Source organism: Flavobacterium sp. W22_SRS_FK3 (assembly GCF_052113665.1).
In the GTDB taxonomy this organism is placed as follows: Bacteria; Bacteroidota; Bacteroidia; order Flavobacteriales; family Flavobacteriaceae; genus Flavobacterium.
This window is the reverse complement of sequence record NZ_JBGQOF010000003.1, coordinates 46,050-70,406: the sequence shown is the minus strand read 5'-3', so window position 1 is coordinate 70,406 and position 24,357 is coordinate 46,050. Positions and strand designations below refer to the sequence as shown.

The 24,357-nt window shown below is 33.6% G+C and carries 20 protein-coding genes and 1 pseudogene; 9 read left to right on the top strand and 12 right to left on the bottom strand.

Annotated features, from left to right (window positions below; all coding sequences use genetic code 11):
• Position 1: 1 nt before the first annotated feature.
• From ACEN2I_RS03560 to topA, 8 genes are all read right to left on the bottom strand, one after another.
• A complete protein-coding gene (locus tag ACEN2I_RS03560) occupies positions 2 to 1,051 on the bottom strand; it encodes an NAD(P)/FAD-dependent oxidoreductase (RefSeq protein WP_441764745.1) in 1,050 nt (349 codons plus the stop codon).
• Between the two features lie 65 nt (positions 1,052 to 1,116).
• Complete coding sequence (gene gldN / locus ACEN2I_RS03555) at positions 1,117 to 2,106, bottom strand: gliding motility protein GldN (RefSeq protein ID WP_441764744.1); 990 nt, start codon at positions 2,104 to 2,106, stop codon at positions 1,117 to 1,119.
• A 238-nt stretch (positions 2,107 to 2,344) separates the two neighbouring features.
• Positions 2,345 to 3,334: a gliding motility protein GldN gene (gldN, locus tag ACEN2I_RS03550; RefSeq protein ID WP_441764936.1), complete on the bottom strand. Its 990-nt coding sequence runs from the start codon at positions 3,332 to 3,334 to the stop codon at positions 2,345 to 2,347.
• Between the two features lie 44 nt (positions 3,335 to 3,378).
• Positions 3,379 to 4,923 carry a gliding motility protein GldM gene (gldM, locus tag ACEN2I_RS03545; protein WP_441764743.1) on the bottom strand — a complete coding sequence of 515 codons (1,545 nt, stop codon included), beginning with the start codon at positions 4,921 to 4,923 and terminating at the stop codon, positions 3,379 to 3,381.
• A gap of 52 nt (positions 4,924 to 4,975) precedes the next feature.
• Positions 4,976 to 5,623 carry a gliding motility protein GldL gene (gene gldL / locus ACEN2I_RS03540; protein WP_441764742.1) on the bottom strand — a complete coding sequence of 216 codons (648 nt, stop codon included), beginning with the start codon at positions 5,621 to 5,623 and terminating at the stop codon, positions 4,976 to 4,978.
• 59 nt (positions 5,624 to 5,682) lie between these two features.
• Complete coding sequence (gldK, locus tag ACEN2I_RS03535; protein WP_441764741.1) at positions 5,683 to 7,077, bottom strand: gliding motility lipoprotein GldK; 1,395 nt, start codon at positions 7,075 to 7,077, stop codon at positions 5,683 to 5,685.
• 263 nt (positions 7,078 to 7,340) lie between these two features.
• Positions 7,341 to 8,492 carry a formimidoylglutamase gene (locus ACEN2I_RS03530; protein ID WP_441764740.1) on the bottom strand — a complete coding sequence of 384 codons (1,152 nt, stop codon included), beginning with the start codon at positions 8,490 to 8,492 and terminating at the stop codon, positions 7,341 to 7,343.
• A 3-nt stretch (positions 8,493 to 8,495) separates the two neighbouring features.
• Positions 8,496 to 11,012 (bottom strand): type I DNA topoisomerase, encoded by a 2,517-nt coding sequence (topA, locus tag ACEN2I_RS03525; RefSeq protein ID WP_441764739.1) that lies wholly within the window; start codon positions 11,010 to 11,012, stop codon positions 8,496 to 8,498.
• 695 nt (positions 11,013 to 11,707) lie between these two features.
• Here topA and miaB point away from each other — a divergent pair.
• The 8 genes and pseudogenes from miaB (at position 11,708) to groL (ending at position 19,577) form a co-directional block, all read left to right on the top strand.
• Positions 11,708 to 13,153, top strand: a complete 1,446-nt coding sequence (miaB, locus tag ACEN2I_RS03520; protein ID WP_441764738.1) for a tRNA (N6-isopentenyl adenosine(37)-C2)-methylthiotransferase MiaB — start codon at positions 11,708 to 11,710, stop codon at positions 13,151 to 13,153.
• A gap of 87 nt (positions 13,154 to 13,240) precedes the next feature.
• A complete protein-coding gene (locus ACEN2I_RS03515; protein WP_441764737.1) occupies positions 13,241 to 13,762 on the top strand; it encodes a YcxB family protein in 522 nt (173 codons plus the stop codon).
• A 57-nt stretch (positions 13,763 to 13,819) separates the two neighbouring features.
• Positions 13,820 to 15,079 (top strand): sigma-54 interaction domain-containing protein, encoded by a 1,260-nt coding sequence (locus tag ACEN2I_RS03510; protein ID WP_441764736.1) that lies wholly within the window; start codon positions 13,820 to 13,822, stop codon positions 15,077 to 15,079.
• 92 nt (positions 15,080 to 15,171) lie between these two features.
• Entirely contained in the window at positions 15,172 to 15,675 is a 504-nt protein-coding gene (locus ACEN2I_RS03505; RefSeq protein WP_441764735.1) for an LptE family protein, read from the top strand.
• 1,128 nt (positions 15,676 to 16,803) lie between these two features.
• Positions 16,804 to 17,103 (top strand): annotated as a pseudogene (locus ACEN2I_RS03500) (tetratricopeptide repeat protein); the annotation flags it as partial.
• Positions 17,104 to 17,106: 3 nt separating this feature from the next.
• Positions 17,107 to 17,445 carry a preprotein translocase subunit SecG gene (gene secG, locus ACEN2I_RS03495; protein ID WP_441764734.1) on the top strand — a complete coding sequence of 113 codons (339 nt, stop codon included), beginning with the start codon at positions 17,107 to 17,109 and terminating at the stop codon, positions 17,443 to 17,445.
• Positions 17,446 to 17,586: 141 nt separating this feature from the next.
• Positions 17,587 to 17,862, top strand: coding sequence for a co-chaperone GroES (locus ACEN2I_RS03490; protein ID WP_012023920.1), 276 nt, complete (start codon positions 17,587 to 17,589; stop codon positions 17,860 to 17,862).
• Positions 17,863 to 17,945: 83 nt separating this feature from the next.
• Positions 17,946 to 19,577 (top strand): chaperonin GroEL, encoded by a 1,632-nt coding sequence (groL, locus tag ACEN2I_RS03485; protein ID WP_441764733.1) that lies wholly within the window; start codon positions 17,946 to 17,948, stop codon positions 19,575 to 19,577.
• Positions 19,578 to 19,636: 59 nt separating this feature from the next.
• On the opposite strand, the gene ACEN2I_RS03480 is transcribed toward groL, so the two are convergent.
• Entirely contained in the window at positions 19,637 to 19,936 is a 300-nt protein-coding gene (locus ACEN2I_RS03480; RefSeq protein ID WP_441764732.1) for a DoxX family protein, read from the bottom strand.
• Positions 19,937 to 20,096: 160 nt separating this feature from the next.
• Between ACEN2I_RS03480 and ACEN2I_RS03475 the strand changes: the two genes are divergently transcribed.
• Positions 20,097 to 20,489 (top strand): winged helix-turn-helix transcriptional regulator, encoded by a 393-nt coding sequence (locus tag ACEN2I_RS03475; protein WP_441764731.1) that lies wholly within the window; start codon positions 20,097 to 20,099, stop codon positions 20,487 to 20,489.
• Positions 20,490 to 20,492: 3 nt separating this feature from the next.
• On the opposite strand, the gene ACEN2I_RS03470 is transcribed toward ACEN2I_RS03475, so the two are convergent.
• From ACEN2I_RS03470 to ACEN2I_RS03460, 3 genes are all read right to left on the bottom strand, one after another.
• Positions 20,493 to 21,332, bottom strand: a complete 840-nt coding sequence (locus tag ACEN2I_RS03470; protein WP_441764730.1) for an oxidoreductase — start codon at positions 21,330 to 21,332, stop codon at positions 20,493 to 20,495.
• 90 nt (positions 21,333 to 21,422) lie between these two features.
• Positions 21,423 to 22,331, bottom strand: a complete 909-nt coding sequence (locus tag ACEN2I_RS03465) for a helix-turn-helix domain-containing protein (RefSeq protein ID WP_441764729.1) — start codon at positions 22,329 to 22,331, stop codon at positions 21,423 to 21,425.
• Between the two features lie 251 nt (positions 22,332 to 22,582).
• Positions 22,583 to 24,112: a SulP family inorganic anion transporter gene (locus ACEN2I_RS03460; protein ID WP_441764728.1), complete on the bottom strand. Its 1,530-nt coding sequence runs from the start codon at positions 24,110 to 24,112 to the stop codon at positions 22,583 to 22,585.
• Between the last annotated feature and the right edge of the window lie 245 nt (positions 24,113 to 24,357).

Below are 24,357 nucleotides of genomic sequence, written 5' to 3'. Positions count from 1 at the left end.
CCTATTTTCTTTTTTTATAAAATCGCTGAATGTCAATTACTGGATCTAAAGGTTTTTTATTTTCTATAAAATCAAATAAATCCTTAGCCATTGCAGGTCCAAGCATTACACCACGCGTACCTAATCCATTTAGCAAGTGTAGTGACTCATGTTCATAATGCGTTCCAATTATTGGTCTTCGGTCACGTACTGTTGGCCGTACACCTCCAAAATGGGAAACAACTTCGAAATCACAATTCAGAATTTCCTTGATACGTTCAACTAATTCTGTTTTGCCTTCTTCCGTTACAGTATCTGTTTTATCTTTCCAATTGTAAGTTGCTCCAACTTTAAATAAGTTATTTCCCAAAGGCAAAATAAAAACACTAGTATTAACAATTACATCTAAAGCAAGTTCTGGTGCTTTAATAATAAAAAGCTCTCCTTTCGTTCCATCAAGTGGTAAATTCTGGAAAAAAGGATTGGAATGCATACCAAACCCTTCTGCAAAAATTACATTTCGAGCTTGGAAATCCTTATATTGAACAAAATCATTATTTGTAATTAATTTATCATATTGAAAAGATTCCTGAAGTAACTGTTCTTGTCCAATCAAGTATTCCTGATATTTATCTAATAAAAGAGCCGTATCAACATAGCCAGTATTCAAAACTTCACCATAATCAAAAGGAGAATCAATTCCGAAATACTTTTTGAAGATTAATTTAGTCGAAAGAAACGGTGATAAAAGAGGCTTATCAGAAGCTGAAAACCAATTATTTTGTTCTTCAATTGAGAAAAACTTTCTTAAGATAGGCAGTTTAAAATTGACTTTTACCTGTAACTTGGTTTCAATTTGATTGTAAAATTCTTCCATTAAAACTAACTGTTCTTCAGCGTTCCAGACTTCACTAAATCGCTTTAAAATCACAGGATTATACAATCCCCCAGCCACTATGGATGATACCTTAGATTTATCATCAATCACTAAAATGGATTTATTATTTTTAAGTGCAACTTCAGCAAATGAAATCCCAGCCAATCCAGAACCGATAATAATATAATCTAACATGAAATATCTCTTTAAATCTTAGCACAAATGTAGTAAGAGTTTATATAAAAATTAGGTATAGCAAATTAGTAGCTCCACATATCTTGTTCAAAATTGCGAATTTTCTCTTTAATCCTTTCAGATTCTAATAATTGATATAGAGCATTATCTTTTATATAATCTTTTATTTCACGATCTCCATATATATTTTCTTCTTTATAAATAACCGAATTAAAATGTCTAGAATTTAGAATCTGGTCAAATGAAATGGGAGCTGCCGAATTTTTATCATTAAAAGCTTTTGCTTCATGTAGAACATCTCTCGCGTCTGGAAAAAAAACCCAGAATAACTCTATATAATCTTTCTCCTCACTATTCATTGTATAAACATCAGGTGTAACAGGGCAAATTCCAATTAAACGGTATTTAAGTTCACTCTCCCGCTTATCAAAATACCAATATCCTTTTATTTTATACTGTGAAACATCAGCAGCGGTAAGTTCTTGCTTTAGAATATATTCTTCTGGAACAGTTCTAGTTGGTTCAACAGTCTCATCAATATAAGTAACTACCTTCTTTTTACCGGTACCCGTAATTACTTTTTTCTTAACAACATGAGTCCTGTAATCATCGGGATATTGATTAATTAACTCTTTACCTGCATCTGTAGTATCAATACGAGATAGTGAACTTTCAATATCTTTCATAGTTTTTTTAGTATTAAAATAACTATCCGCATAAACCTCTGTTATTTGACCTCTTTTGATAGCTTTTATCAATACATCATAAAGAGAACGCCTATCAGAACCAATATTTGCAGTATCGACAGGAAAATATAAAGGAAAATTAATTTTTTGATTCAAATCTATAATCTCCCAAATAGTTTTTCCCATCAAAATATCTCTGTCATTAACATATCCATAAGCTAAAGGTTTATCATTATCTAACATTAGCTGTGCAGCTGACTTTTTACCAATTTGATCAGCTGTTCTTGCATTCAACAGATTAGATTGTGCAATTACATTCAGAAATCCGGAAATAAAAACAATAACTAATAAAAAATTTCTTCTCATCATAATATTATTTATAATAAATTAATAAATTCTTTATTTTTTATTAATCCTTCAAAATAAAATTAAGAGTTCAGTGTATGATTTTTTTAATACAACTTAGAAAAAGAGCCTAAACTAATTTCAAATTAAAATGCAAAATGAATATCTCATACAGGACATTTTTAGGAAGGATAGATATAAAATAAAAAAAACTCTTACTACAAAGGTAGTAAGAGTTTTTTTTATTTTATAATTCAGATACTTAGTAGTTCCACATATCCTGTTCAAAATTACGAATCTTCTCTTTTACTCTTTCAGATTCTAACAACTGATTTTGTGCATTGTCTTTCATATATTCTTTAATCTCACGATCTCCGTACATATTCTCTTCTTTATACACTACAGCGTTAAAACGTCTGGAATTAAGGATTTGATCAAATGAAATTGGAAGTGCTGAATTACTGTCGTTAAAAGCTTTTGCTTCGTGCAAAACAGCTCTTGCGTTTGGAAAAAATATCCAAAATAATTCAATATAATCCTTTTCATCACTATTCATAGTATAGACATCAGGAGTAATTGGGCAAATTCCAAGTAAACGATATTTCAACTCACTTTGGCGCTTGTCAAAGTACCAATATCCTTTTATTTTATATTGAGAAACATCTGCAGCAGTAAGATCCTGTTTCAAGATGTATTCAGCAGGGACCGTTCTTGTGGCACCAACTACTTCATCAACATAAGTAACAACTTTCTTTTTACCAGTACCAGTAACAACTTTTTTCTTAACAACATGGCTTCGGTAATCATCCGGATATTGGTTAATTAGTTCCCTACCTGCATCTGTAGTATCAATACGCGACAATGATCCTTCGATGTCTTTCAAAGATTTTTTAGTATTAAAATAACTATCAGCATAAACTTCAGTTATTTTGCCATTTTTCATAGCCTTCGTCAAAACGTCATAAAGAGAACGTCTATCAGAACCAATATTAGCTGTATCTACCGGAAAATATAAAGGAAAATTGATTTTTTCATTCAAATCAATAATTTCCCAAGTAGTCTTTCCCATTAATACATCTCTATCATCTACGTAGCCATAAGCCAAAGGCTTGTCATTGTCTGAGATAAGCTGTGCAGGAGTTTTAAGTCCTATCTGATCAGGTGTTTTTGCATTAAGCAAATTTGATTGTGCATTTGAAGCAAACGCTCCCGCGATAGAAACAATAGCTATTAAAAAATTTCTTACTTTCATCATGATATCATTATAAGATATTGAACGTAGTTTGACCTACTTTATTATTGTATTTCGTAAATTACCGGAGCAGTTCTTGGTAATAAATAACTACCGGCTCCAACAAGTTTAGTTTTAATTTCAGAAATAGTAACCTGATCTCCTCTACCTGCTTTAGCAAGAACCGATTTACATTGTGCATTTAATCTGTTACCACTTACAACAACTGTAGGCTGACCAGCAATTTTCATATTAAATCCAACAACATCTAAACCAACTTCAAAATCGAAATCTTCTAACTTAGCACCAATAGAAGCAATTTCTAAGTTAGATTTAGGTCCTTTAACAACACCTGTTTCTCCCCTAATTGTTCCTGTTGGGCCAGGAATACCCTTGATTCTGAACGTTTTCTTATCAGTTACTTTGTCTCCGTTTGGTAATGTTCCAGTAACAGAAATTGTAGTTTCTGTTCCTGAACCCGGACTCATGTTATATTTACCTGGTTTTCCTGCAGAATTTAAACCTGGTGCACTTGCAACAATTTTATTAGCATCAACACCAGCAAATGAAACAGAAATTGGGTTTACAACTCCTCTGTAAACAACATTCATTTTATCTGCAGAGATTGTAGCAGAATTTGGTCTGGGAACTACAACATATTTACCTGCAAATTTAAGTGGAATGTTTTTTCCATCTTCTAAGAATGTAAACTGACCATTAATATCCTGTTCACCTACACCTCCAGCAGTTAATGAGATAACAGCTTGTCCGTTAACGATTTGCCCCGGACCTTGGAATGAAGTTGGTTTTGTATTTTCGTCGTAACGACCTAAAACTACCTTACCTGTTACTTTTTCTCCTTGGAAGTAAGCATTTTTATCTAAAACAACGATCGCTTGGTAGTTGCTATAAGAAGCAGCAGCAACTGCAGCTTTTCCTAAAGCACTGTTATAAACATCCGTTTCAGCCTTTTTAACATCATTTTGCCAAGCTGAAAGTTTTGCAGCTGTTGCAATTGCGGGGAAACCTTTGAAGTGGTAAGCTAAGTATTTTTCTTTTATACCGTCTTTGTTTTTTACTTCAGAAACGTCAAATTTCTTTTCAATTTCTGCAATGATATTGCCATATTTATTTTTAGGATCAGTCAAAGCAACTTTCATATCTGCTTTATATTTTTCAATTTTAGCGATAATTTCATTACCTTTTTTAGTGTAACCGTCTCCCGTAAACCAGTCGTCAATATTATCTCCTCTGTCCATAGCCTCATAAGGCAATTTTCCAGTTTCTTTTTCTACTTCAAAACCTTTGATCGATTGAGCTTTTAAGGTTCCAATATAATCGAAAAATTCTTTTGAAATTGCTTCAACTTTGTGGGCTGTTTCAGCAGCTTTGATAAACTCTCCTTTTGCTTCAGAAGCTTTTTGATCTATAGATGATATTAAACCTTCGTTTGTTGTAATAGAAGAAGTGTTTGCTGCTTCAAATTTTTCATTCATCAAACCAAAAGCTGAAATAACTTCTTTTGATACGTTCATTGCTAACATTGCGATGAAAACCAGATACATCAGGTTAATCATCTTCTGTCTAGGGGTTAATTTTCCTCCTGCCATTTTTTTCTAATTAGTTCTTATTAATAAATTTAATATAATAGTCAAAAACTAATTATCCTTTGTTACTCATTGCAGAAAGCATACCACCATAAACACTATTTAAAGAAGCAATATTTGCAGTCATAGATTGCATTTGCTCTTTTAATTTAGAAGCGTTTTCAGCAATTTCACTGTTTGCTTGTGCATTTCTTGAAGCACTTTCTAATTGTACTTTATATAAACTGTTTAATGATTCCATTTGTGCAGCTGCCATAGACATTTCTTCTGCATATTTCTTTTGACCTGCTATAGAATCTACAGTTGGAGAAATTGCTTTTGCAGCTCCTTCGAAATTTTTGATACTGTTACCTAAACTTGACATTAATTCTCCGTCAATTTTAGCTTCTTTAAGCATTACATCTAATTTTTGAGACAACAATCCCTGAGCATCAGATGGCGTTTCAACTTTATCAACTTTCTTTTTAGCCTGACCATTAGCCAATTCAGGATACACAAGAGTCCAATCCAACTCATCTTCAACTGGTTCAAAAGCAGAAAGAGCAAAGATTAATGCTTCAGTCACCAAACCAACTGACAACATAACTGTACCTGTTAGCGGTCCAATTTCAAAGTGAGTAATCTTGAACAATGCTCCAACGATTACCACTGCCGCTCCCATACCATAAGCGAAATTCATTGCTTTTTTACTTAATAATGCCATAATAATAATTTTTTTTAGGTTTTAAAATAGATTTAGGTTATTTGAATTGAATTTAATTTTTATTTTTTACTTCCGGTAGCCTGAGTTCCCATATAATCCTGTACAGTTCTGAAACCAATGTAACTCCTTGCAGAATCTGCATATTCATGGTCACGAGTTCCTACTTGTAAAAAGTAAGCAACATCTTTCCAAGAACCTCCACGCACAACTTTTCTTTGATTCTTCCCATCAATCACGTTTGGATTCATTGTAGAAACATACTCATATGCATTTGGATTATAAGCTGAATCTGTCCACTCTGAAACATTACCTGCCATATTATATAATCCGTAACCATTCATTTCATATGACTTAGCCTCAACTGTATATAAAGCTTCATCAGCAGCATAATCTCCTCTGCTTGGTTTGAAATTAGCCATGAAACAACCTCTATCACTTCTTGTATATGGACCTCCCCATGGATAAGTTGCTGATTCAAGACCTCCTCTTGCAGCATATTCCCATTCTGCCTCTGTTGGCAACCTGAAAGCATTAACTAAGTCACGTCCTTTTTTCTTGGATTTAATATAGCTGTTTTTATTTAAAGTTCTCCATGCACAAAATGCTTTAGCTTGTATCCAAGTCACACCAACTACCGGATAATCTCCGTAAGCTTTATGCCAGAAATAATCATTATGCATTGGTTCATTATATGAATAAGAAAAATCTTTAATCCAAACAGCAGTATCAGGATAAATCGGCACCTCTTCTGTTTTCACAAAATCTTTTCTCTTACCAACTTTGGCCTTTGCTGCAGCCTGAATATCCATCCAGGAATAACGGAATTTCAATTTATTCACATCAATTGTTCTTAAACCATTATATGATTCTTCAATTGGCAAATACATAGAATCCATCACCTCAGCATAATACTCATCAGGATAAGCTTTTGTATCTTTTATTAATTTAACCTTTTTATTTAATTTTCTTCCAGCATAAGGATCGTCTTTTGTTCCTACGCTATAATAATTATCATACATATACTTATCATACGCTGTCATTTTATCAGGTTCTGAATCATTAAATGCATAATCAGCTATACTTCCAGCTTTCTTGCCCTTAGCATCACCTGTACCTTTCTGACCCGTTTCATCAGCCAAAATAGCTAAACGAACTCTCATTGTAGAATCTTTTACCCATTCTACAAACTGACGGTATTCCGAATTAGTAATTTCTGTTTCATCCATATAAAAAGAACGAACTGTTACTGTTTTAGTAGGAGCATCTTCTACAGCAGCTAAATCACCATCTGATTTACCCATGATAAAAGATCCACCAGGAACCAAAGTCATTCCATACGGCTTTTCAGGATGCCACTTTCCTCCTTGCACACCAACTAATTCGCCTTTATCTCCGGATTTACCGCAGCCAATTACTAGTGTTAACATTGTCGCAAATGCAATAAACTTCTTCATATAAATTTGGGATTTCTATTCATTATTTTAAGTCGTAAACGTATTTATTATTTTTTAAAAAAACAATACTATATCTATATTTATTTCACTGGTCAAAATTAATGTTAAAAAAAATAAAAAAAAAAATATTTTATCGATAAAGTGTTAAAAAAAATCGACGTATAACATTATATTTTATATTTTATAGCTAAATTCTTACTAATAAAAAACTTTAAAAATCTTAATAAAATCTAAAATTTAAGATTTTTAACTAAAAATATTCATCACAAAGCATTTTTTCGTTGTGCTTTCCACCATCTTTCAGGTAATTCCTGATTACAAGCACACAAATACTCATCGTAAGAACAAGGTAACAACGTATTCCTTTTTAATTTATTGTTCCCATTTGACAAAAAAGGAATTTCAATCCACCAACGATCTGTTTTGTCACTTTTGTAAAAAATCAATTCTTCATTTTCTAATGGAACTATATATTTTAAATAATTTGTTCTGCTTCCGAAAGGATATTCCTTAGAACGATAATGAAACCCTTCTACAAAATACCAAATTATTTGAGCAATCATAGCCGATTCATGTATCGTACTATTATGATTAAAAATTCCAAATGATGAAACCTTATCACTAATTCCCGCATAACGTGCTAAAGAACAAATTTCTTTTCCATTAAAACCATTTGGTTCAAAAGAAACGTTATTTCCTGAATCAGAAGATTTTACCGAATTTAAATCGATACTCACCAAGTCAGCATCTCTAAAAACGGGCTCCGCCAAAGCTATTTTATTTGAAATTTCACCTAAACGATACGCATCAAAGAACAACTTTTCTATTAAATCTATTTCCTCCTGAGAATTATAATAGGTCTGATAACCAATATTACAATAGTTAAAAAGATTATTTGGTTCATCAATTATAATTTTTGTCAAATAAGAATTAGATGATACCGTTTCATTTTCTTTACCAAAGTCAAATCTGTTATCTACAGAAACCATATTAACCATTTGTTCTAAATCATCATAAGCACGATAGAGAGCATAAGTCAAATCCTGCGAACCTCCCAGAACTATCGGAATCACTTTATTTTTTATTAATGAAGAAGTTACTTTTTTTAATGCAAAATAAGTGTCTTCTACCGATTCGCCTGCCAAAATATCTCCTAAGTCAGCAATTGACGCATCCCAGTTACCAGGAAACATGCTGTACAATTTTTTACGAACCGCTGTCAGGTTAACTTCATTAACAATATCAATATTTCTACGATCCTCTAAAACCCCAACAATAGCAATATTAATTTTGCTTATATCAGGAAACTGATCCTGAGTATGCATAACAATTTTACTACCCAATTCTTGAGAAGACAACGAATTAATAAATTTTAAAACTGCTTCATTAACTGGTTCGAGAAAATCAAATTCCATTTTTTATTTCTTTTTAGCAGCTGTTTTCTTAGCTGGAGCTTTCTTTGCGGTTGTTGCTTTTTTTGCAGTTGTCTTCTTCGCCGGCGTTTTAGCCGCAATCATTTCCTGAACCTGTGCTAAAGTCAATTTTGTTGCATCAACATCTTTACTTAATTCAATTTTGATTTTTCCTTTTGTGATAACAGAACGACCCCAACGCGCTTTTTCAACCAAAATACCCTCCTCTTCCCAATTGTGAAGCACTTTATCAATGTTTTTTTGCAATTTATCTTCAATCAATTCTTCAACATCAGCCTGCGATAAATTATCAAAATTGTATTTTTTACTTACATTCACAAAAAGACCATTCCATTTGATAAAAGGACCAAAACGACCCACACCTTTTTGAACTGCTTCGTCTTTGTAAACTGCAATTGGTGCATCAGCAAGTGCTTTTTCGTCAATTAATTCCTGAGCTCTTTCTTTTGTAACTGCTAACGGATCCTCGCCTCTTGGTAATGAAATAAAAACACTTCCATGACGCACGTAAGGCCCATAACGTCCATTACTTACTTCTACTTCTTCTCCTTTATACTCACCTAAATTTTTAGGTAATAAAAATAAATTCAAAGCTTCTTCTAAAGTAATATTTCCAATATTTTGATCTGCCATTAAACTGGCAAACTTTTTATCTTCATCATCTGCTTCTCCAATTTGAGCCATAGGACCAAATTTTCCTAAACGAACAGATACCTGCCTTCCATCTGCATCTTTCCCCAGAATTCTTTCACCGCTTTCTCTTTCAGCATTTGCTTCAACATCTTTAACATTAGGATGAAACTTATCGTAAAATTCCTGCATCATGGTTGCCCAGTCAATATTTCCTTCAGCAATTTCATCAAAATCCTGTTCTACTTTGGCAGTGAAATTATAATCTAGGATATTTCCGAAATTTTTAACTAAGAAATCTGTAACTATCGTTCCTATATCTGTAGGAACTAATTTCCCTTTATCAGAACCTGTATTTTCTTTCAGCAACTTCTCCCCTACTTTATCAGCCTGCAAAGTAAGTTGTGTATAATTACGTTCCTGACCTTCAAGCGTTCCTTTTTCAACATAATTTCTATTGATGATAGTAGAAATAGTAGGCGCGTAGGTAGAAGGACGACCAATTCCTAATTCTTCTAGTTTTTTTACCAAAGATGCTTCAGTGTAACGAGCAGGCGGTCTTGAATATCGTTCTGTAGCAGTAATATAGTTATTAGCCAGTTTTTCGTTTACTTTTAACGCTGGCAACATTCCTTCTTGCTCTTCCTCATCATCATCATGTCCTTCAAGGTATACTTTAAGGAAACCTTCAAAAAGTAAAACTTCTCCAGAAGCTGTAAAAATTTCACTGTGGTTACTCGCTTCAATTTTTACATTTGTTCTTTCCAGTTGTGCATCGCTCATTTGAGATGCTAATGTTCTTTTCCAGATCAAATCATATAACCGAGCCTGATCACGATCTATGTTTACCGTGTGGCGTGACATATCTGTCGGACGAATTGCTTCGTGCGCTTCCTGTGCACCTTTGCTCTTGTTGGCAAAAGTTCGAGGTTTTGAAAACTCTTTTCCGTACGATTTTATAATTTCAGCTTCAGCGGCATCCATTGCATCTTTAGAAAGATTTACACTATCCGTTCTCATATATGTAATAAGTCCGGCTTCGTACAAACGTTGTGCAAGCTGCATGGTGATTCCTACAGGTAAATACAATTTTCTCGCAGCTTCCTGCTGTAGGGTCGAAGTTGTAAAAGGTGCTGTTGGAGATTTTTTGGTAGGCTTAGTTTCTAAATCTCCTACTTTATATTGTGATCCGATATTTTGTTTCAAGAAATCTTCGGCTTCTTTTTTAGTATTGAAGTTCTTTGGCAATTTGGCTTTGAACGTTTTTCCGGCTTCATTGACAAATTCTGCTACGACAGAATAACTTGCAACTGCATTAAAATTCTGGATTTCCCTTTCTCTTTCTACAATCAAACGAACAGAAACAGATTGTACACGTCCTGCAGAAAGTCCGCCTTTGATTTTTCTCCATAAAACCGGAGATAATTCGTAACCTACTAAACGGTCTAAAACACGACGTGCCTGCTGTGCATTTACTAAGTTATAATCTATTTCTCTTGGATTGTCGATTGCTTTAAGTATCGCAGTTTTAGTAATCTCGTGAAAAACAATTCTTTTGGTCTTTTTAGTATCCAGTTTTAATTCTTCCGCCAAGTGCCATGAAATAGCTTCTCCTTCGCGGTCCTCATCACTTGCCAACCAAACCATTTCGGCATTTTTAGATAGGGTCTTTAGTTTACTTACCAGGGCTTTTTTATCAGGAGAAACTTCGTATTTAGGTTTAAATCCATTTTCTACATCTACTCCTATTTCCTTTGATGGTAAGTCAGCTATGTGACCATAACTTGACTCCACCTGAAAATCACTCCCGAGAAATTTCTCGATTGTTTTCGCCTTTGCAGGTGACTCCACTATTACTAAATTCTTTGCCATTGCTCTTTTTTTCTGCAACAAAAGTAGAAGTTTTTTTTAAATATCAACCCTGATAATTTATTTTTGAGGTATTTTGATATTATGATTCTAAAAATTGCAGATTTATCTGTAAAGAGATTGATTATATATATAGGTATAATTTTTAAAGGTTGAAGACCAAGAAATGTTCTTTACTTTTGATGCAACTATTCGCTTAAAGACTTATATTTAATATTATAAAAATTTATTTCTCTGGGAGCATCTCGTGGCTCTTTTCTAGTATTTAAACGTGAAATCATTCCTTATAATTCAACATATACTTAAACATTTTTACTTCTCCCATTTTATATTTATTTGTAATCTGCAAAAATACAATTGAATCTTAGTTCTTACAAACTACTTAATTTTAGACAAAAATTTTTCTTCTAAAAACCATTAGCCCTAGCCCAGATTGTAGTGAAAAGCCCGCAGTAAAAAAAGCTGATTTTTTCTTGCCGGAAAACAGCGACCAGGCGGAAGCTCGTTTTATGGCATAGAAAAATAGCTTTTTTTATGAGGACTTGAAACGGAAAGCTGGAAATAGCTACATCTTAAATGTGAATTATAATTCAATTGTAAATTACTTTTACCATTTTCTGAAAACATTGTTAATTCTTTATCTGACATCTTGTCATCTTTATACCTTTTACGTTATCTTTGCACTTTGAAATTTTACAATGGAAAAGATTATTGAAGAAAGCAAGCAGGGCGAAAGTCTTGTTTTAGAAAATAAACCCGAGAATACTAAAAAACTATTTATAGAAAGTTACGGTTGTGCGATGAATTTTTCGGACAGCGAGGTGGTAGCTTCTATTTTATCGATCAACGGATATAACACTACCCAAACTCTTGAAGAAGCGGACTTAGTTTTGGTAAACACCTGCTCGATTCGGGACAAGGCAGAACAAACTATTCGTAAACGTTTGGAGAAATATAATGCGGTAAAAAGGATTAATCCTAAAATGAAAGTGGGAGTTTTGGGCTGTATGGCGGAGCGTTTGAAAAGTCAGTTTCTCGAAGAAGAAAAAATAGTCGACCTTGTTGTTGGACCTGATGCTTACAAAGATTTGCCTAATTTGCTGGCAGAAGTTGAGGAAGGACGCGACGCCATCAATGTAATTTTATCGAAAGAAGAAACGTACGGAGATATTTCGCCGGTTCGTTTGATGAGTAATGGAATTACCGCATTGGTTTCGATCACACGTGGCTGCGATAATATGTGTACGTTTTGCGTAGTGCCTTTTACTCGCGGACGCGAACGAAGCCGTGAACCTCAAAGTATTATGAGCGAAATTCAGGATTTATGGGATAAAGGCTTTAAAGAAATCACGCTTTTAGGACAAAACGTTGACAGTTACCTGTGGTACGGAGGCGGTCTGAAAAAAGATTTCGTAAATGCTTCTGAAATGCAAAAAGCAACTGCGGTCGATTTTGATCAATTGCTTGAAATGGTTGCTGTTGGATTTCCTAAAATGCGTATTCGATTTTCTACATCTAACCCGCAGGATATGCACGAAAGTGTTTTGCATGTTATTGCGAAATATCCGAACATCTGTAAACACATTCACTTACCAGTTCAGTCTGGAAGCAACAGAATTTTAAAAGAAATGAATCGTCTGCACACTCGTGAAGAATACATCACTTTGATTGATAAAATCAGGACTATTATTCCGAATGCTTCGATTTCGCAAGACATGATTGCCGGTTTTCCAACAGAAACAGAACAAGATCATCAGGACACTATGAGTTTGATGGAATATGTAAAATATAATTTTGGTTATATGTATTCCTATTCTGAACGTCCGGGAACTTTGGCTGGAAGGAAGATGGAAGATGATGTTCCCGAAGAAACCAAAGCCCGAAGATTACAGGAAATTGTTGACTTGCAACAAAAACATGCCTGGTTTAGAAGCGAAGAATATGTTGGACAAGTTGTAGAAGTTTTAGTTGAGAAGGTTTCAAAAAAGTCGACAGCTGAATTTTCAGGAAGAAATTCTCAAAGCATCACGGTTGTTTTTCCAAAAGAAAACTATAAAATTGGAGATTTCGTAAATGTAAAAATTACAACTTGTACCAGTGGAACACTAAAAGGTGAAGCTGTGGGATATTCACACATGAATTAAGAAAATTATTTCAATTTTAAAAAAAACTTATAAGTTGAAATACATAACCAAATTAGCAAAATTTAAGTTAAACCTATAAATTAAGATATGGAAAAAGAGATTATTGTAAAGCCAAGTTTCAACATTAGTAGTACAATGAAGGGAACATTTTATATTCTTTTAAAGCCATGGTATATTTTTTTTCTGGGTTTTCTTTTAATTGTTGGTGTTTTTAATTTTTTGGATTCATATTTAAACGTATTCAGTCACTATGACAAAACAAATGATGGCTTTCCCACTTTTGCTGTATTCATTATTTTATTTCCACTTTTTCTAAGCTTTTCAATATACAGAGGCACTAAGAAACAAATAAATGAAAATCCACGTTTAAAAGAAGATATTCGGTATATTTTTAATAATGAATGTTTTCTGGAAAAAGGAGATACATTTGAAGTAAAGCATTTTTGGAAAAATCTTTTTAAAATTGTTGAGAAAAAAGACATGTTTTTATTCTATACAACTAAAAACAGAGCGATTATTTTACAGAAAAAAGATTTAACAGATAATCAAAACAACGAATTAAAACAGCTTTTTAATTCGATTGACATAAAAAAGAGTTTAAAAAGTTAAGTAATTCAGGTTCTTTCTTTAACTTGAAACAAATAAAAACTTGAAACAAAATTTTACATGGAAACAGTTCAGGCAATAAAACAACGATTTGAAATTATTGGAAATGATCCAAAATTAAATCGCGCCATTGAAAAAGCCATTCAGGTTGCTCCAACTGACATTTCAGTAATGGTAACTGGAGAAAGTGGTGTTGGTAAAGAAAATATTCCGAGAATTATACACTCACTTTCACACAGAAAACATGGGAAATATATTGCTGTAAACTGTGGAGCTATTCCGGAAGGAACAATCGACAGTGAGCTTTTTGGACACGAAAAAGGAGCTTTTACAGGTGCTACCAGTACTCGTGAAGGTTATTTTGAAGTGGCTGACGGAGGCACTATTTTTCTTGATGAAGTAGGAGAATTGCCATTAACAACTCAGGTTCGTTTACTTCGTGTTCTTGAAAACGGCGAATTTATAAAAGTAGGTTCATCTCAGGTTCAGAAAACGAATGTGAGAATTGTTGCTGCAACGAATGTGAATTTATTTAATGCAATTGAAAAAGGAAAATTCCGTGAAGATTTGTATTATCGTTTGACCACAGTTGAAATCACTTTACCGCCTTTACGCGAAAGAAATGAAGACATACACCTGTTATTCAGAAAATTTGTTGCCGATTTTGCGCACAAATATAAAATGCCTCCGTTAAAATTAGATGATAATGCTGTAAATATTCTGCAAAAATTCAGATGGAACGGAAACATTCGTCAACTTCGAAATGTGGCCGAGCAAATTTCGGTTTTAGAAACCAGCCGGGATATTTCAGCCGCTACTTTATCTTCTTACCTTCCAACAGAAGGAAGCAATCTCCCGTCTGTAATTAGCGACAAGAAAAAAGATAGTGACTTTAGCACGGAAAGAGACATTTTGTACAAGGTGCTTTTTGATATGAAAAGTGATTTGAATGATTTGAAAAAACTCACTTTAGAATTAATGAAAAATGGCAGTTCAAAAGTCCAGGACATTAATCCGAATTTAATTCAGAAAATATACGGTTCACAGGAAAATGAAAGCGAAATTGACTTTGAAGAAGAACCGAGAACTGCAGTAATGACTCCGGCAACCCGCGAGGATAATTATCACATACAAGATGACAATAATTATTTGGACGCCGAAACCATTGAAGAAGAAGAGGTTTTACGTTTAGAACAAAAAGAAATCGAAATGATTAAAAAATCATTAGAAAAAAACAAAGGAAAACGTAAAGCAGCAGCAGATGAATTAGGTATTTCAGAAAGAACTTTATATCGAAAAATTAAACAATTTGATTTGTAATTTTACCACTAAGACACAAAATGCTTTAAACTAAAATAAATATCTTTGACCCAAGCGTCAGCGAACTGACGAAGCAACTCTTAAAATAAAAAATGAAAAACTTAAAATATATTTTTATTCTGTTGATAGCAACAACATTTAGCGGTTGTTCTGTATATAATTTCACAGGGGCATCTGCTATTGACGGAAAAACATTTCAGGTTAACTTTTTCCAGAATAATGCTGATTTGATTGAACCGGGAATCGACAGAGAGTTCACTTTAGCTTTACAGGATTTAATCATGAATCAGACTAATTTAAACTTAGTCAGCTCTAATGGTGACTTGCTTTATGAAGGTGAAATTACAGATTACAGAATTACGCCAATGACAGCCACAGCTGATCAGCAGGCTTCGCAAAACCGTTTAACAATTCGTGTAAACGTTCGCTTTTCAAACAGAAAAAAAGAAACTGATGATTTTGAGAAAAGCTTCGAATTTTATTATGATTACCCTGCCCAATCACAACTTGTTGGAACTGTTTTAAACGAAGCTATCAAGGTTATATTCGAAAGAATTACGCAAGACATCTTTAATGAGTCATTGGCAAAATGGTAGTTTAATTTAACTAATAAATCAATTAGACAATAAACGATTAAACAAATAACAATGAATGTAACAACTTATACTTACCTAATTAATAAACCTGATGCCATTACAGAAAAGCAGACAGAAGCATTAGGAGGTGTTTTGAATGAGTTTCCTTATTTTCAAAGTGCACGTGCATTAAGATTAAAAGGACTTTATAATCAAAACAGCTTTAAGTATAATTACGCTTTAAAAGTTACAGCTGCACATACAGCAGACCGTTCAGTTTTGTTTGATTTTATAACTTCTGAAACTTTCACTTCTATTCAGGGAGAATATTATGATCGCAAACTTAGAGATCTTTTAGATATAACAGTCTTTGACAGTGAAATTGTCTTAGCAGAAGAAAAGAAAAAACTGAGTGAAATTCGTATTGATCCTATTGAGAAATCAATTTTAGATTCGATTAAAGAAGCTACAACTGTAGTAACTTTTGAAGAGCCTGTAAAAATCGAAGAAAATCCAATTGATTCAATTACGCAGCAACCTACTTTAGACTCTTTTAAAGAAGTAACAACCACTACTTTTGAAGAATCTCCAAAAACTGAAGAAAAACCAATTCAGTCAGTTAGTGAGCAATCCATTTTAGATTCTTTTGAAGAAGTGACAACCATTCCCTTTGAAGAGCCTGCAAAAATTCAAGAAAATCCAATTGATTCAATTACGCAGCAACCTACTTTAGACTCTTTTAAACAAGTAACTCCAACTATTGAAGAATCTCCTATTATTAAAACAACTCCAACTTTTTTTGATGAAATTGTTGAAGATGAAATTCCGGAAGTAAAAGTTGAACCAATTGAACAATCAACATACATTTCATTACAAGAAGCATCAACAGTAGTTTTTGAGGAAACGCCTGCAGCAGTTGAGGAACAAGGAAAAATTGAAATTCCAGAAACTGTAAAAGCTGCCGAAGAAAATCTGGAAATAGGAAAACCATTGGATTTTTCTTTTAATGAAAAACACTCTTTTCAGGAATGGCTGCAATTAGCAAGACCAGAACCAATTGACCGAACAAATGAAGATAGTGAAGAAAATTTAAGAGAAACAGTAAAGACTGAAGCAAAAGTATATAATGTAGTCGAAAATGAAATGCTTGATGAAGAGAAAAAGAAAAAGTTAGAAATCATCAATAAATTCATTGAAACAAACCCAAAAATTCCACCTATAAAACAAACTCCTATAATTCCAGCAATCCAATCCGACTCTTATAAGGAAGATAATTCTTATTTAATGACAGAGACTTTAGCCAGAGTATATTTGGAGCAAAAAAAATATACAAAGGCGATACAAGCATATGAAATATTAATTTTGAAATATCCAGAAAAAATTACTTTCTTTGCAGACCGCATATCGGATATAAAGATTTTACAACAAAATAACAATAACAATAATTAAGTAATGAGCACATTTTCAATTTTTTTAGTTTTAATCACAATAGTTTGTTTTCTATTGATCGTAGTAATCATGGTTCAAAATCCTAAAGGAGGCGGATTATCGTCAACTATAAGCGGAACTCAAATGTTAGGCGGAGTACAAAAAACAACTGACTTTTTAGACAAAAGTACCTGGACATTAGCTACTATTTTGATTTCTTTAATATTGCTTTCAAGCTTAAGTTTTACAGGATCATTAAGTGATACTGATTCTAAAATTATTGAAAAAAGTGAAGCTCCCGTTACAACACCAGCAGCTCCTGCTCCACAAACTCCAGCTCCACAAACTCCAGCAGCTAAATAATAATTTTAATATAAATATAAAATGCCAGCCTGTCAAAGCTGGCATTTTTTTTAGGAAAAAATGTCAGTTAAAACAGCATGGCACAATTTCTGAAAGCTAAATAGAACATTAAAAAACGTATAACTATAATAATATAAAAACATGGCCTTAAACATTAAACCGCTTTCAGATCGCGTACTTATCGAGCCTGTTGCAGCTGAAACCAAAACTGCCTCAGGGATTTTTATTCCGGATACTGCCAAAGAAAAACCACAAAAAGGAACTGTTGTTGCAGTAGGAAACGGATCTAAAGACCATACTATGACCGTAAAAGTTGGCGACACTGTTCTTTATGGTAAATATGCCGGAACAGAATTAAAACTGGAAGGAACTGATTATTTGATCATGCGTGAAGATGATATCTTAGCGATAATCTAAAAAAATACAAGTATTAAGTTCTGAGTATTACGAATTAAGATATTTCAAACTTGAAACAAACAAACTTTAAACAAAATTAAAAAATGGCAAAAGATATAAAATTTGATATTGAAGCACGTGACGGATTAAAACGTGGTGTTGATGCATTAGCAAATGCTGTAAAAGTAACGCTTGGACCAAAAGGTCGTAACGTAATTATCGGGAAATCATTTGGTGGACCAACGGTTACTAAAGATGGTGTTTCGGTTGCAAAAGAAATCGAATTAAAAGACCCATTAGAAAACATGGGCGCGCAAATGGTTAAAGAAGTTGCTTCTAAAACCAATGATTTAGCGGGAGACGGAACTACAACTGCTACCGTTTTAGCACAGGCTATCGTAAAAGAAGGCTTGAAAAACGTTGCAGCAGGTGCAAACCCAATGGATTTGAAACGCGGTATCGACAAAGCTGTTGAGGCTATCGTCGCTGACTTGGCTAAACAAGCTAAAGTGGTTGGAAGCGATTCTGACAAAATCAAACAAATTGCTTCTATCTCTGCAAATAATGACGAAGTTATTGGTGAATTAATCGCTACTGCTTTTGCTAAAGTAGGAAAAGAAGGAGTTATTACTGTTGAAGAAGCCAAAGGAACTGACACTTTCGTAGATGTTGTTGAAGGAATGCAGTTTGACAGAGGATATCTTTCTCCTTATTTCGTAACAAATCCAGAGAAAATGGAAGTTGAACTTGACTCTCCATATATCTTATTATACGACAAAAAAGTATCTTCTTTAAAAGAATTATTGCCAGTTTTAGAGCCAGTTGCTCAATCAGGAAAACCATTATTAATTATTGCTGAAGATGTTGACGGAGAAGCTTTATCTACATTAGTAGTAAACAAACTTCGTGGAGCTCTTAAAATCGCTGCTGTAAAAGCTCCTGGATTTGGAGACAGAAGAAAAGCAATGTTAGAGGACATAGCAATCTTGACTGGTGGAACCGTAATTTCTGAAGAAAGAGGATATACTCTTGAAAATACAACTATCGAAATGTTAGGAACTGCAAAAAGAGTTTCTATCGATAAAGACAACACTACAATTGTAAGTGGTGCTGGTGAAGCTGACATTATCAAAAACAGAGTAAACCAAATTAAAGGTCAGATGGAAACTACTACATCTGATTATGATAAAGAAAAACTGCAGGAACGTTTGGCTAAATTAGCCGGAGGTGTTGCTGTTCTGTATGTGGGTGCTGCTTCGGAAGTTGAAATGAAAGAGAAAAAAGACAGAGTTGATGATGCTTTACACGCAACTCGTGCTGCTGTTGAAGAAGGAATCGTTGCCGGTGGTGGTGTTGCTTTATTGAGAGCAAAAGCTGCTTTAGCTGACTTAAAAGCAGATAACGCTGACGAGGCAACCGGAATTCAGATTGTATCTCGCGCTATTGAGTCTCCATTAAGAACAATTGTTGAAAATGCAGGTCTTGAAGGTTCTGTTGTTGTAGCAAAAGTATCTGAAGGCTCAGGTGATTTTGGATATAATGCAAAAACTGACGAATATGTAGACATGCTTAAAGCTGGAATCATTGATCCTAAAAAAGTAACTCGTGTTGCATTAGAAAATGCTGCATCTGTTTCCGGAATGATTCTTACCACAGAATGTGCATTAATTGATATTAAAGAAGAAAATGCCGGTGGCGGTATGCCAATGGGTGGCGGTATGCCGGGAATGATGTAATCGTTCTTAACTTCTTAAAATTTGAAACGCCAAAAAGCAATTGCTTTTTGGCGTTTTTTTTATAAATTATTTCTCACCCAAACTATAAAAGCTGCTAAAACTGCAATGAAAATGTTTATGCCTATTTGAGAAACTTCTCCTCTGCAAATATGAAAAATACTGGCACAAAACATCAGAATAATTGTTCCAATAGCAGTAAATAAAACAGTTTTGGGATAGATCCGAAATAATGTGGGCAGTATGATTCCAATACCTAATAATAAATCCAATATTGCTGTAGACTTTACTAATAAAATAGAAATTTCAGTTGTCCAAGGCCACATAGCGGATAATTTTTCAATAGGCAAAAATAGTTTCATTGCCGCTCCCTAAATAAAACAAACAGCTAAAATAATTTGTGTTAACCAAAGCGTAATAGTAATAGATTTCGAATGTTGACGATCTTTCATTTTGAGATAAATTATTAAATTAGACCTCAAAAATATTTATATTTACGTGCTTATTTACAGTACTTCCTCTTTGGATAGTGCTATCCAAAATGGAAGTAACATACTATTTAAATCAAAAACAGATCAAATGCTAATTAAAGGTGGTTGTCCCAAAACAGCACTTTCTATCAAAGATGCTTTAGAAGCCCTTGAAGGGAGATGGAAATTGCTAATCTTATTTTCGCTCTCCACAGAAAACAAACATTTTACAGAAATATCCAAAGCTGTTAGCGGAATTACCGACAAAACTTTATCCAAAGAACTGAAAAGTTTAGAAAGTAATCAACTAATAAAAAGAACTGTCTATGATACTTTTCCTCCCACCGTGGAATATTCAATTACAGAGCATGGAAAGTCCTTAGAGAATGTCCTCAATGAATTGCACTACTGGGGTTTATTGCACCGTCAAAAAATATTAAGTTAATTATTAAAACCCTGTAGAAACAGAAACTGATTTCCATTGCGCTAATTCTTTTTGAACACTTTCAATTTTTTGGTTTGCCATGTTATAAGCATCTTCACCTAAAAATAAATGCAGTGCAGGATTTTGTTCGTGACTCATTTTTATTAATACTTCAGCTAATTTTTCAGGATCTCCTTGCTGATTTTCGTTGATATCCTCTTTATGAGCATTTTCAGATTGCCTTACTTCTTTATAATCTGCGATTGGGTTCTGAGGCAATAACAATGAACTGTCTTTTAAGAAATCGGTTCTGAAATAACCCGGATAAACGATAGTAGCATTAATTCCAAAAGGTTTTATTTCTGCTGCTAAAGATTCTGTTAAACCTGCAACCGCAAATTTTGTTGAACAGTAAATTCCCCAGCCCGGAAAACCTCCGTAATAACCTCCAACAGACGAAATATTAAAAATATGTCCGGATCTGTTGGCACGCAAATAAGGCATTGTATTTCTAATTACATTCAATAATCCAAAAACATTTACCTCGTAATTTTTTCTGGCTTCGGCATCTGTTAATTCTTCTAATGCTCCTAATAAACCGTAACCGGCATTGTTTACCAAAACATCAATCGTTTTAAAATGACTTATGGTTACTTCAACTGCATTTTTCACACTTTGTTCATTAGTTAAATCCATTTCCAAAGGAAGAAAACTGGCTGATGGATTTCCAACCACCTCAACTAATGCTTTTTCATTTCTTGATGTTGCAGCTACTTTATACCCTTTTGACAATAATTTTTTTGTTAATTGCAATCCAAGTCCTTTTGAAGCACCTGTGATAAACCAAACTTTGTTATTTTCCATGATTTTAAATTTTTACGTTTAATTACAGGACAAAGGTATTGGCGAAGTACTTGTCAAATATTGAAGCAATCAAGTAAGAAGTTACGAAAATCAAACAATTTCATTCGATCGATATTTTTTTGGCGAAACCTTCGCATTTTTCTTGAAAAAGTTAATAAAATGAGATAATTCTTCGAAGCCCAGACACCAGGCAATTTCATTTATATTCCAATTGGTTTGTTTGAGCAAAATCATAGCTTCCTGAACAACTCTTTCAGAAATGATTTGCGAAGTTGTTTTTCCGGTCGTTTCTTTCAACGCTTTATTGAGATGATTTACATGCACATTTAACTGACTTGCAAATTCTGAAGGCGATCGAAAATTAATTTGTTGTGATATTGATTCTATCGGAAATTGTCTTTCTAATAATTCTAAGAACAAAGAAGAAACCCGAATCGTTGCATTCGATTTACTGTATAATGAAGTAGTTATCGTTTGCGTTTTTAAAGCCAGATGAATAATTTCGAAAACTAGATTTCGGAGTACATCATATTTAAAAGCGTAATCGGAATTGATCTCATCAAACATTTTTAAATAAACTGTTTTCAAAGATTCTGCTAATTCCATTGAAATCGGAACTGTTGGATTTCCACCAGGCTGGAATAAAGGATATTCTTTTAAATTCCCAAACTGACTAAAAAAAGCTTCGGTAAAAATGCAGAAAAAGCCTGTTTGGTTTTCATCGACCTGTTCCCAATTATATGGAATTTGCGGATTTGCAAAAAACAAAGCCTGATCTTCAATCACAGAAATTTTATCTGCATAATGCACTTTATTTTTCCCGATGATTAAACTGATTTTATAAAAGTCTTTTCTGGTATAAGGGAATGGTTTACAGATATTTCCAACAAAATCATCCAACTTAAAAACATTAAAATGTCCGATTTCTTTTTTAAGATTCTCGGGCATTCCGTTCACTTTAATAGTATAAAAATCTTCTAAGGTTTCTGTGAGTTTCATTTTGTAAAGTTACAAAAATCAATATTTCCAATTAGATAAGGTATTAATTTGATAATGAAATCATTTTCTGCAGTTATTTAGATAAACCAATGCAAATCTGTATAGACACACTGTTTTGAGCCTTATACGGACTATCAGTATACAACTAACCCGAAAGATTTTATAAACCTGTCGGGATTACCGAGAGTAAATTTGAACATTATATAAATATGAGCAATCTATAGAATTGCCTAATTAGCAAATTGCCACATTTAAGAAACAACTTTATATGTAGGATCTTCAATAACATTCACATCAATAACAGCATCGGCATTTTTAAGTAAAACCCTGCAATCTTCGCTTAAGTGTTTTAGTTCAATTACTTTATTTAACTGACTGTATTTTTTGGTCAGATTATTTAAGGCTTCAATGGCCGACATATCTGCTATACGGCTTTCTTTAAAATCTATAATAACATGAGAAGGGTCGTTTTGTAAATCGAATTTTTCTGTAAAAGCGGTAACCGAACCAAAAAACAATGGGCCGTAAATTTCATAATGCTTTACTCCTCCTTCATCAATAAAATGCCTGGCCCGAATTCTTTTCGCACTTTCCCATGCAAAAACCAATGCAGAAATTATCACTCCAATTAATACGGCCAAAGCCAAATTATGAAGCAAGATCGTAACAACAGCTACTAAGATTCCGACGAAAATATCATGTTTGGGCATTTTGTTGATAATCCTGAAACTTGACCATTCAAAGGTTGTAATAGCTACCATCATCATAACACCAACCAAAGCAGCCATAGGTAATTTTCCGATTACAGGGGCACCAAAAAGTATAATTATCAAAATAGTTAAAGCGGCAATAATTCCTGAAAGCCGGGCTCTTGACCCAGCTGATAAATTTACTAAAGTCTGTGCAATCATTGGGCAGCCTCCCATTCCAAAAAAGAAACCGTTCAGAATATTTGATCCTCCCTGAGCGATACATTCTCTGTTACTGTTTCCTCGCGTTCCGGTAATTTCATCAACTAAATTCAGTGTAAGCAAACCTTCTGTCAAGCCAACAGCGGCAACAATTATAGAATACGGAAATATCACTTTTAAAGTTTCAAAAGAAATTGGAATATTCGGAATATGAAACGGAGGAAATCCTCCCTGAACAGAAGCGATATCTTCGACAGTTTTGGTGTCTATATTAAAAATCAGCACAATGGCAAAAACTACCATAATAGCGACTAAAGAAGCCGGTACGGCTTTTGTGATTTTAGGAAAAAGCAACACAATACCAATTGTAAGCGCTACTAAACCTAACATTATAAATAAAGAAACTCCCTGTAACCACGAAACCTGTCCGTTTATTATGGTTTTAAATTGTTCTAATTGTGACATGAAAATTATCACTGCCAAGCCGTTTACAAAACCAAACATAACGGGCTGTGGTACTAATCGAATAAATTTACCGAGTTTAAAAAGTCCAATACAAATTTGGACTATGCCGCCAAGTGCGACGGCTGCAAAAACATATTCTATGCCGTGTGATTTCATTAAAGCAATTAAAACAATAACAGTTGCTCCAGCACCTCCGGAAATCATTCCGGGTCTTCCTCCAAAAATAGCGGTTACCAAACCTGCAATAAAAGCGGCGTACAAACCAACCAAAGGTGGAAATCCTGCTAAAATAGCAAACGACAGGGATTCTGGAATCATAGTCATTGCTACAGTTAAACCTGCTAAAATTTCGTTTTTGTAATTGATTTTTTGAGTAAAGTCGAAGAGTTGTAAAGCTTTTTTCATAGGGCACAAATTTAGGAAAATAATGGCGCATAAAATAAAAAAACATTTATAACATCCTTCCATAACAAATTCAAACTACAAAAGGTATTACGTTTTGTTAGATGAAGAAATTATATTTATTAAAAAGTATATGGAATAATATAGTTTTAGAAATGAAACAATTAATGTGCCTGTAATTTCCGGTATTGAGTTAATAGAATTACAGCCCAAAAGACCTTTAAAGATTGTATCCACCTCTTATTCTG

What these genes read in the sequence shown, in the direction of transcription:
- gldL (WP_441764742.1), bottom strand. Translation starts at nt 5,623, where the DNA reads ATGGCATTATTAAGTAAAAAAGCAATGAATTTCGCTTATGGTATGGGA.
- ACEN2I_RS03460 (WP_441764728.1), bottom strand. Translation starts at nt 24,112, where the DNA reads ATGAAAAAAGCTTTACAACTCTTCGACTTTACTCAAAAAATCAATTAC.
- ACEN2I_RS03465 (WP_441764729.1), bottom strand. Translation starts at nt 22,331, where the DNA reads ATGAAACTCACAGAAACCTTAGAAGATTTTTATACTATTAAAGTGAAC.
- secG (WP_441764734.1), top strand. Translation starts at nt 17,107, where the DNA reads ATGAGCACATTTTCAATTTTTTTAGTTTTAATCACAATAGTTTGTTTT.
- gldN (WP_441764936.1), bottom strand. Translation starts at nt 3,334, where the DNA reads ATGAAAGTAAGAAATTTTTTAATAGCTATTGTTTCTATCGCGGGAGCG.
- groL (WP_441764733.1), top strand. Translation starts at nt 17,946, where the DNA reads ATGGCAAAAGATATAAAATTTGATATTGAAGCACGTGACGGATTAAAA.
- topA (WP_441764739.1), bottom strand. Translation starts at nt 11,012, where the DNA reads ATGGCAAAGAATTTAGTAATAGTGGAGTCACCTGCAAAGGCGAAAACA.
- ACEN2I_RS03510 (WP_441764736.1), top strand. Translation starts at nt 13,820, where the DNA reads ATGGAAACAGTTCAGGCAATAAAACAACGATTTGAAATTATTGGAAAT.
- ACEN2I_RS03530 (WP_441764740.1), bottom strand. Translation starts at nt 8,492, where the DNA reads ATGGAATTTGATTTTCTCGAACCAGTTAATGAAGCAGTTTTAAAATTT.
- gldM (WP_441764743.1), bottom strand. Translation starts at nt 4,923, where the DNA reads ATGGCAGGAGGAAAATTAACCCCTAGACAGAAGATGATTAACCTGATG.
- gldK (WP_441764741.1), bottom strand. Translation starts at nt 7,077, where the DNA reads ATGAAGAAGTTTATTGCATTTGCGACAATGTTAACACTAGTAATTGGC.
- ACEN2I_RS03470 (WP_441764730.1), bottom strand. Translation starts at nt 21,332, where the DNA reads ATGGAAAATAACAAAGTTTGGTTTATCACAGGTGCTTCAAAAGGACTT.
- gldN (WP_441764744.1), bottom strand. Translation starts at nt 2,106, where the DNA reads ATGATGAGAAGAAATTTTTTATTAGTTATTGTTTTTATTTCCGGATTT.
- ACEN2I_RS03515 (WP_441764737.1), top strand. Translation starts at nt 13,241, where the DNA reads ATGGAAAAAGAGATTATTGTAAAGCCAAGTTTCAACATTAGTAGTACA.
- ACEN2I_RS03490 (WP_012023920.1), top strand. Translation starts at nt 17,587, where the DNA reads ATGGCCTTAAACATTAAACCGCTTTCAGATCGCGTACTTATCGAGCCT.
- miaB (WP_441764738.1), top strand. Translation starts at nt 11,708, where the DNA reads ATGGAAAAGATTATTGAAGAAAGCAAGCAGGGCGAAAGTCTTGTTTTA.
- ACEN2I_RS03505 (WP_441764735.1), top strand. Translation starts at nt 15,172, where the DNA reads ATGAAAAACTTAAAATATATTTTTATTCTGTTGATAGCAACAACATTT.
- ACEN2I_RS03480 (WP_441764732.1), bottom strand. Translation starts at nt 19,936, where the DNA reads ATGAAACTATTTTTGCCTATTGAAAAATTATCCGCTATGTGGCCTTGG.
- ACEN2I_RS03560 (WP_441764745.1), bottom strand. Translation starts at nt 1,051, where the DNA reads ATGTTAGATTATATTATTATCGGTTCTGGATTGGCTGGGATTTCATTT.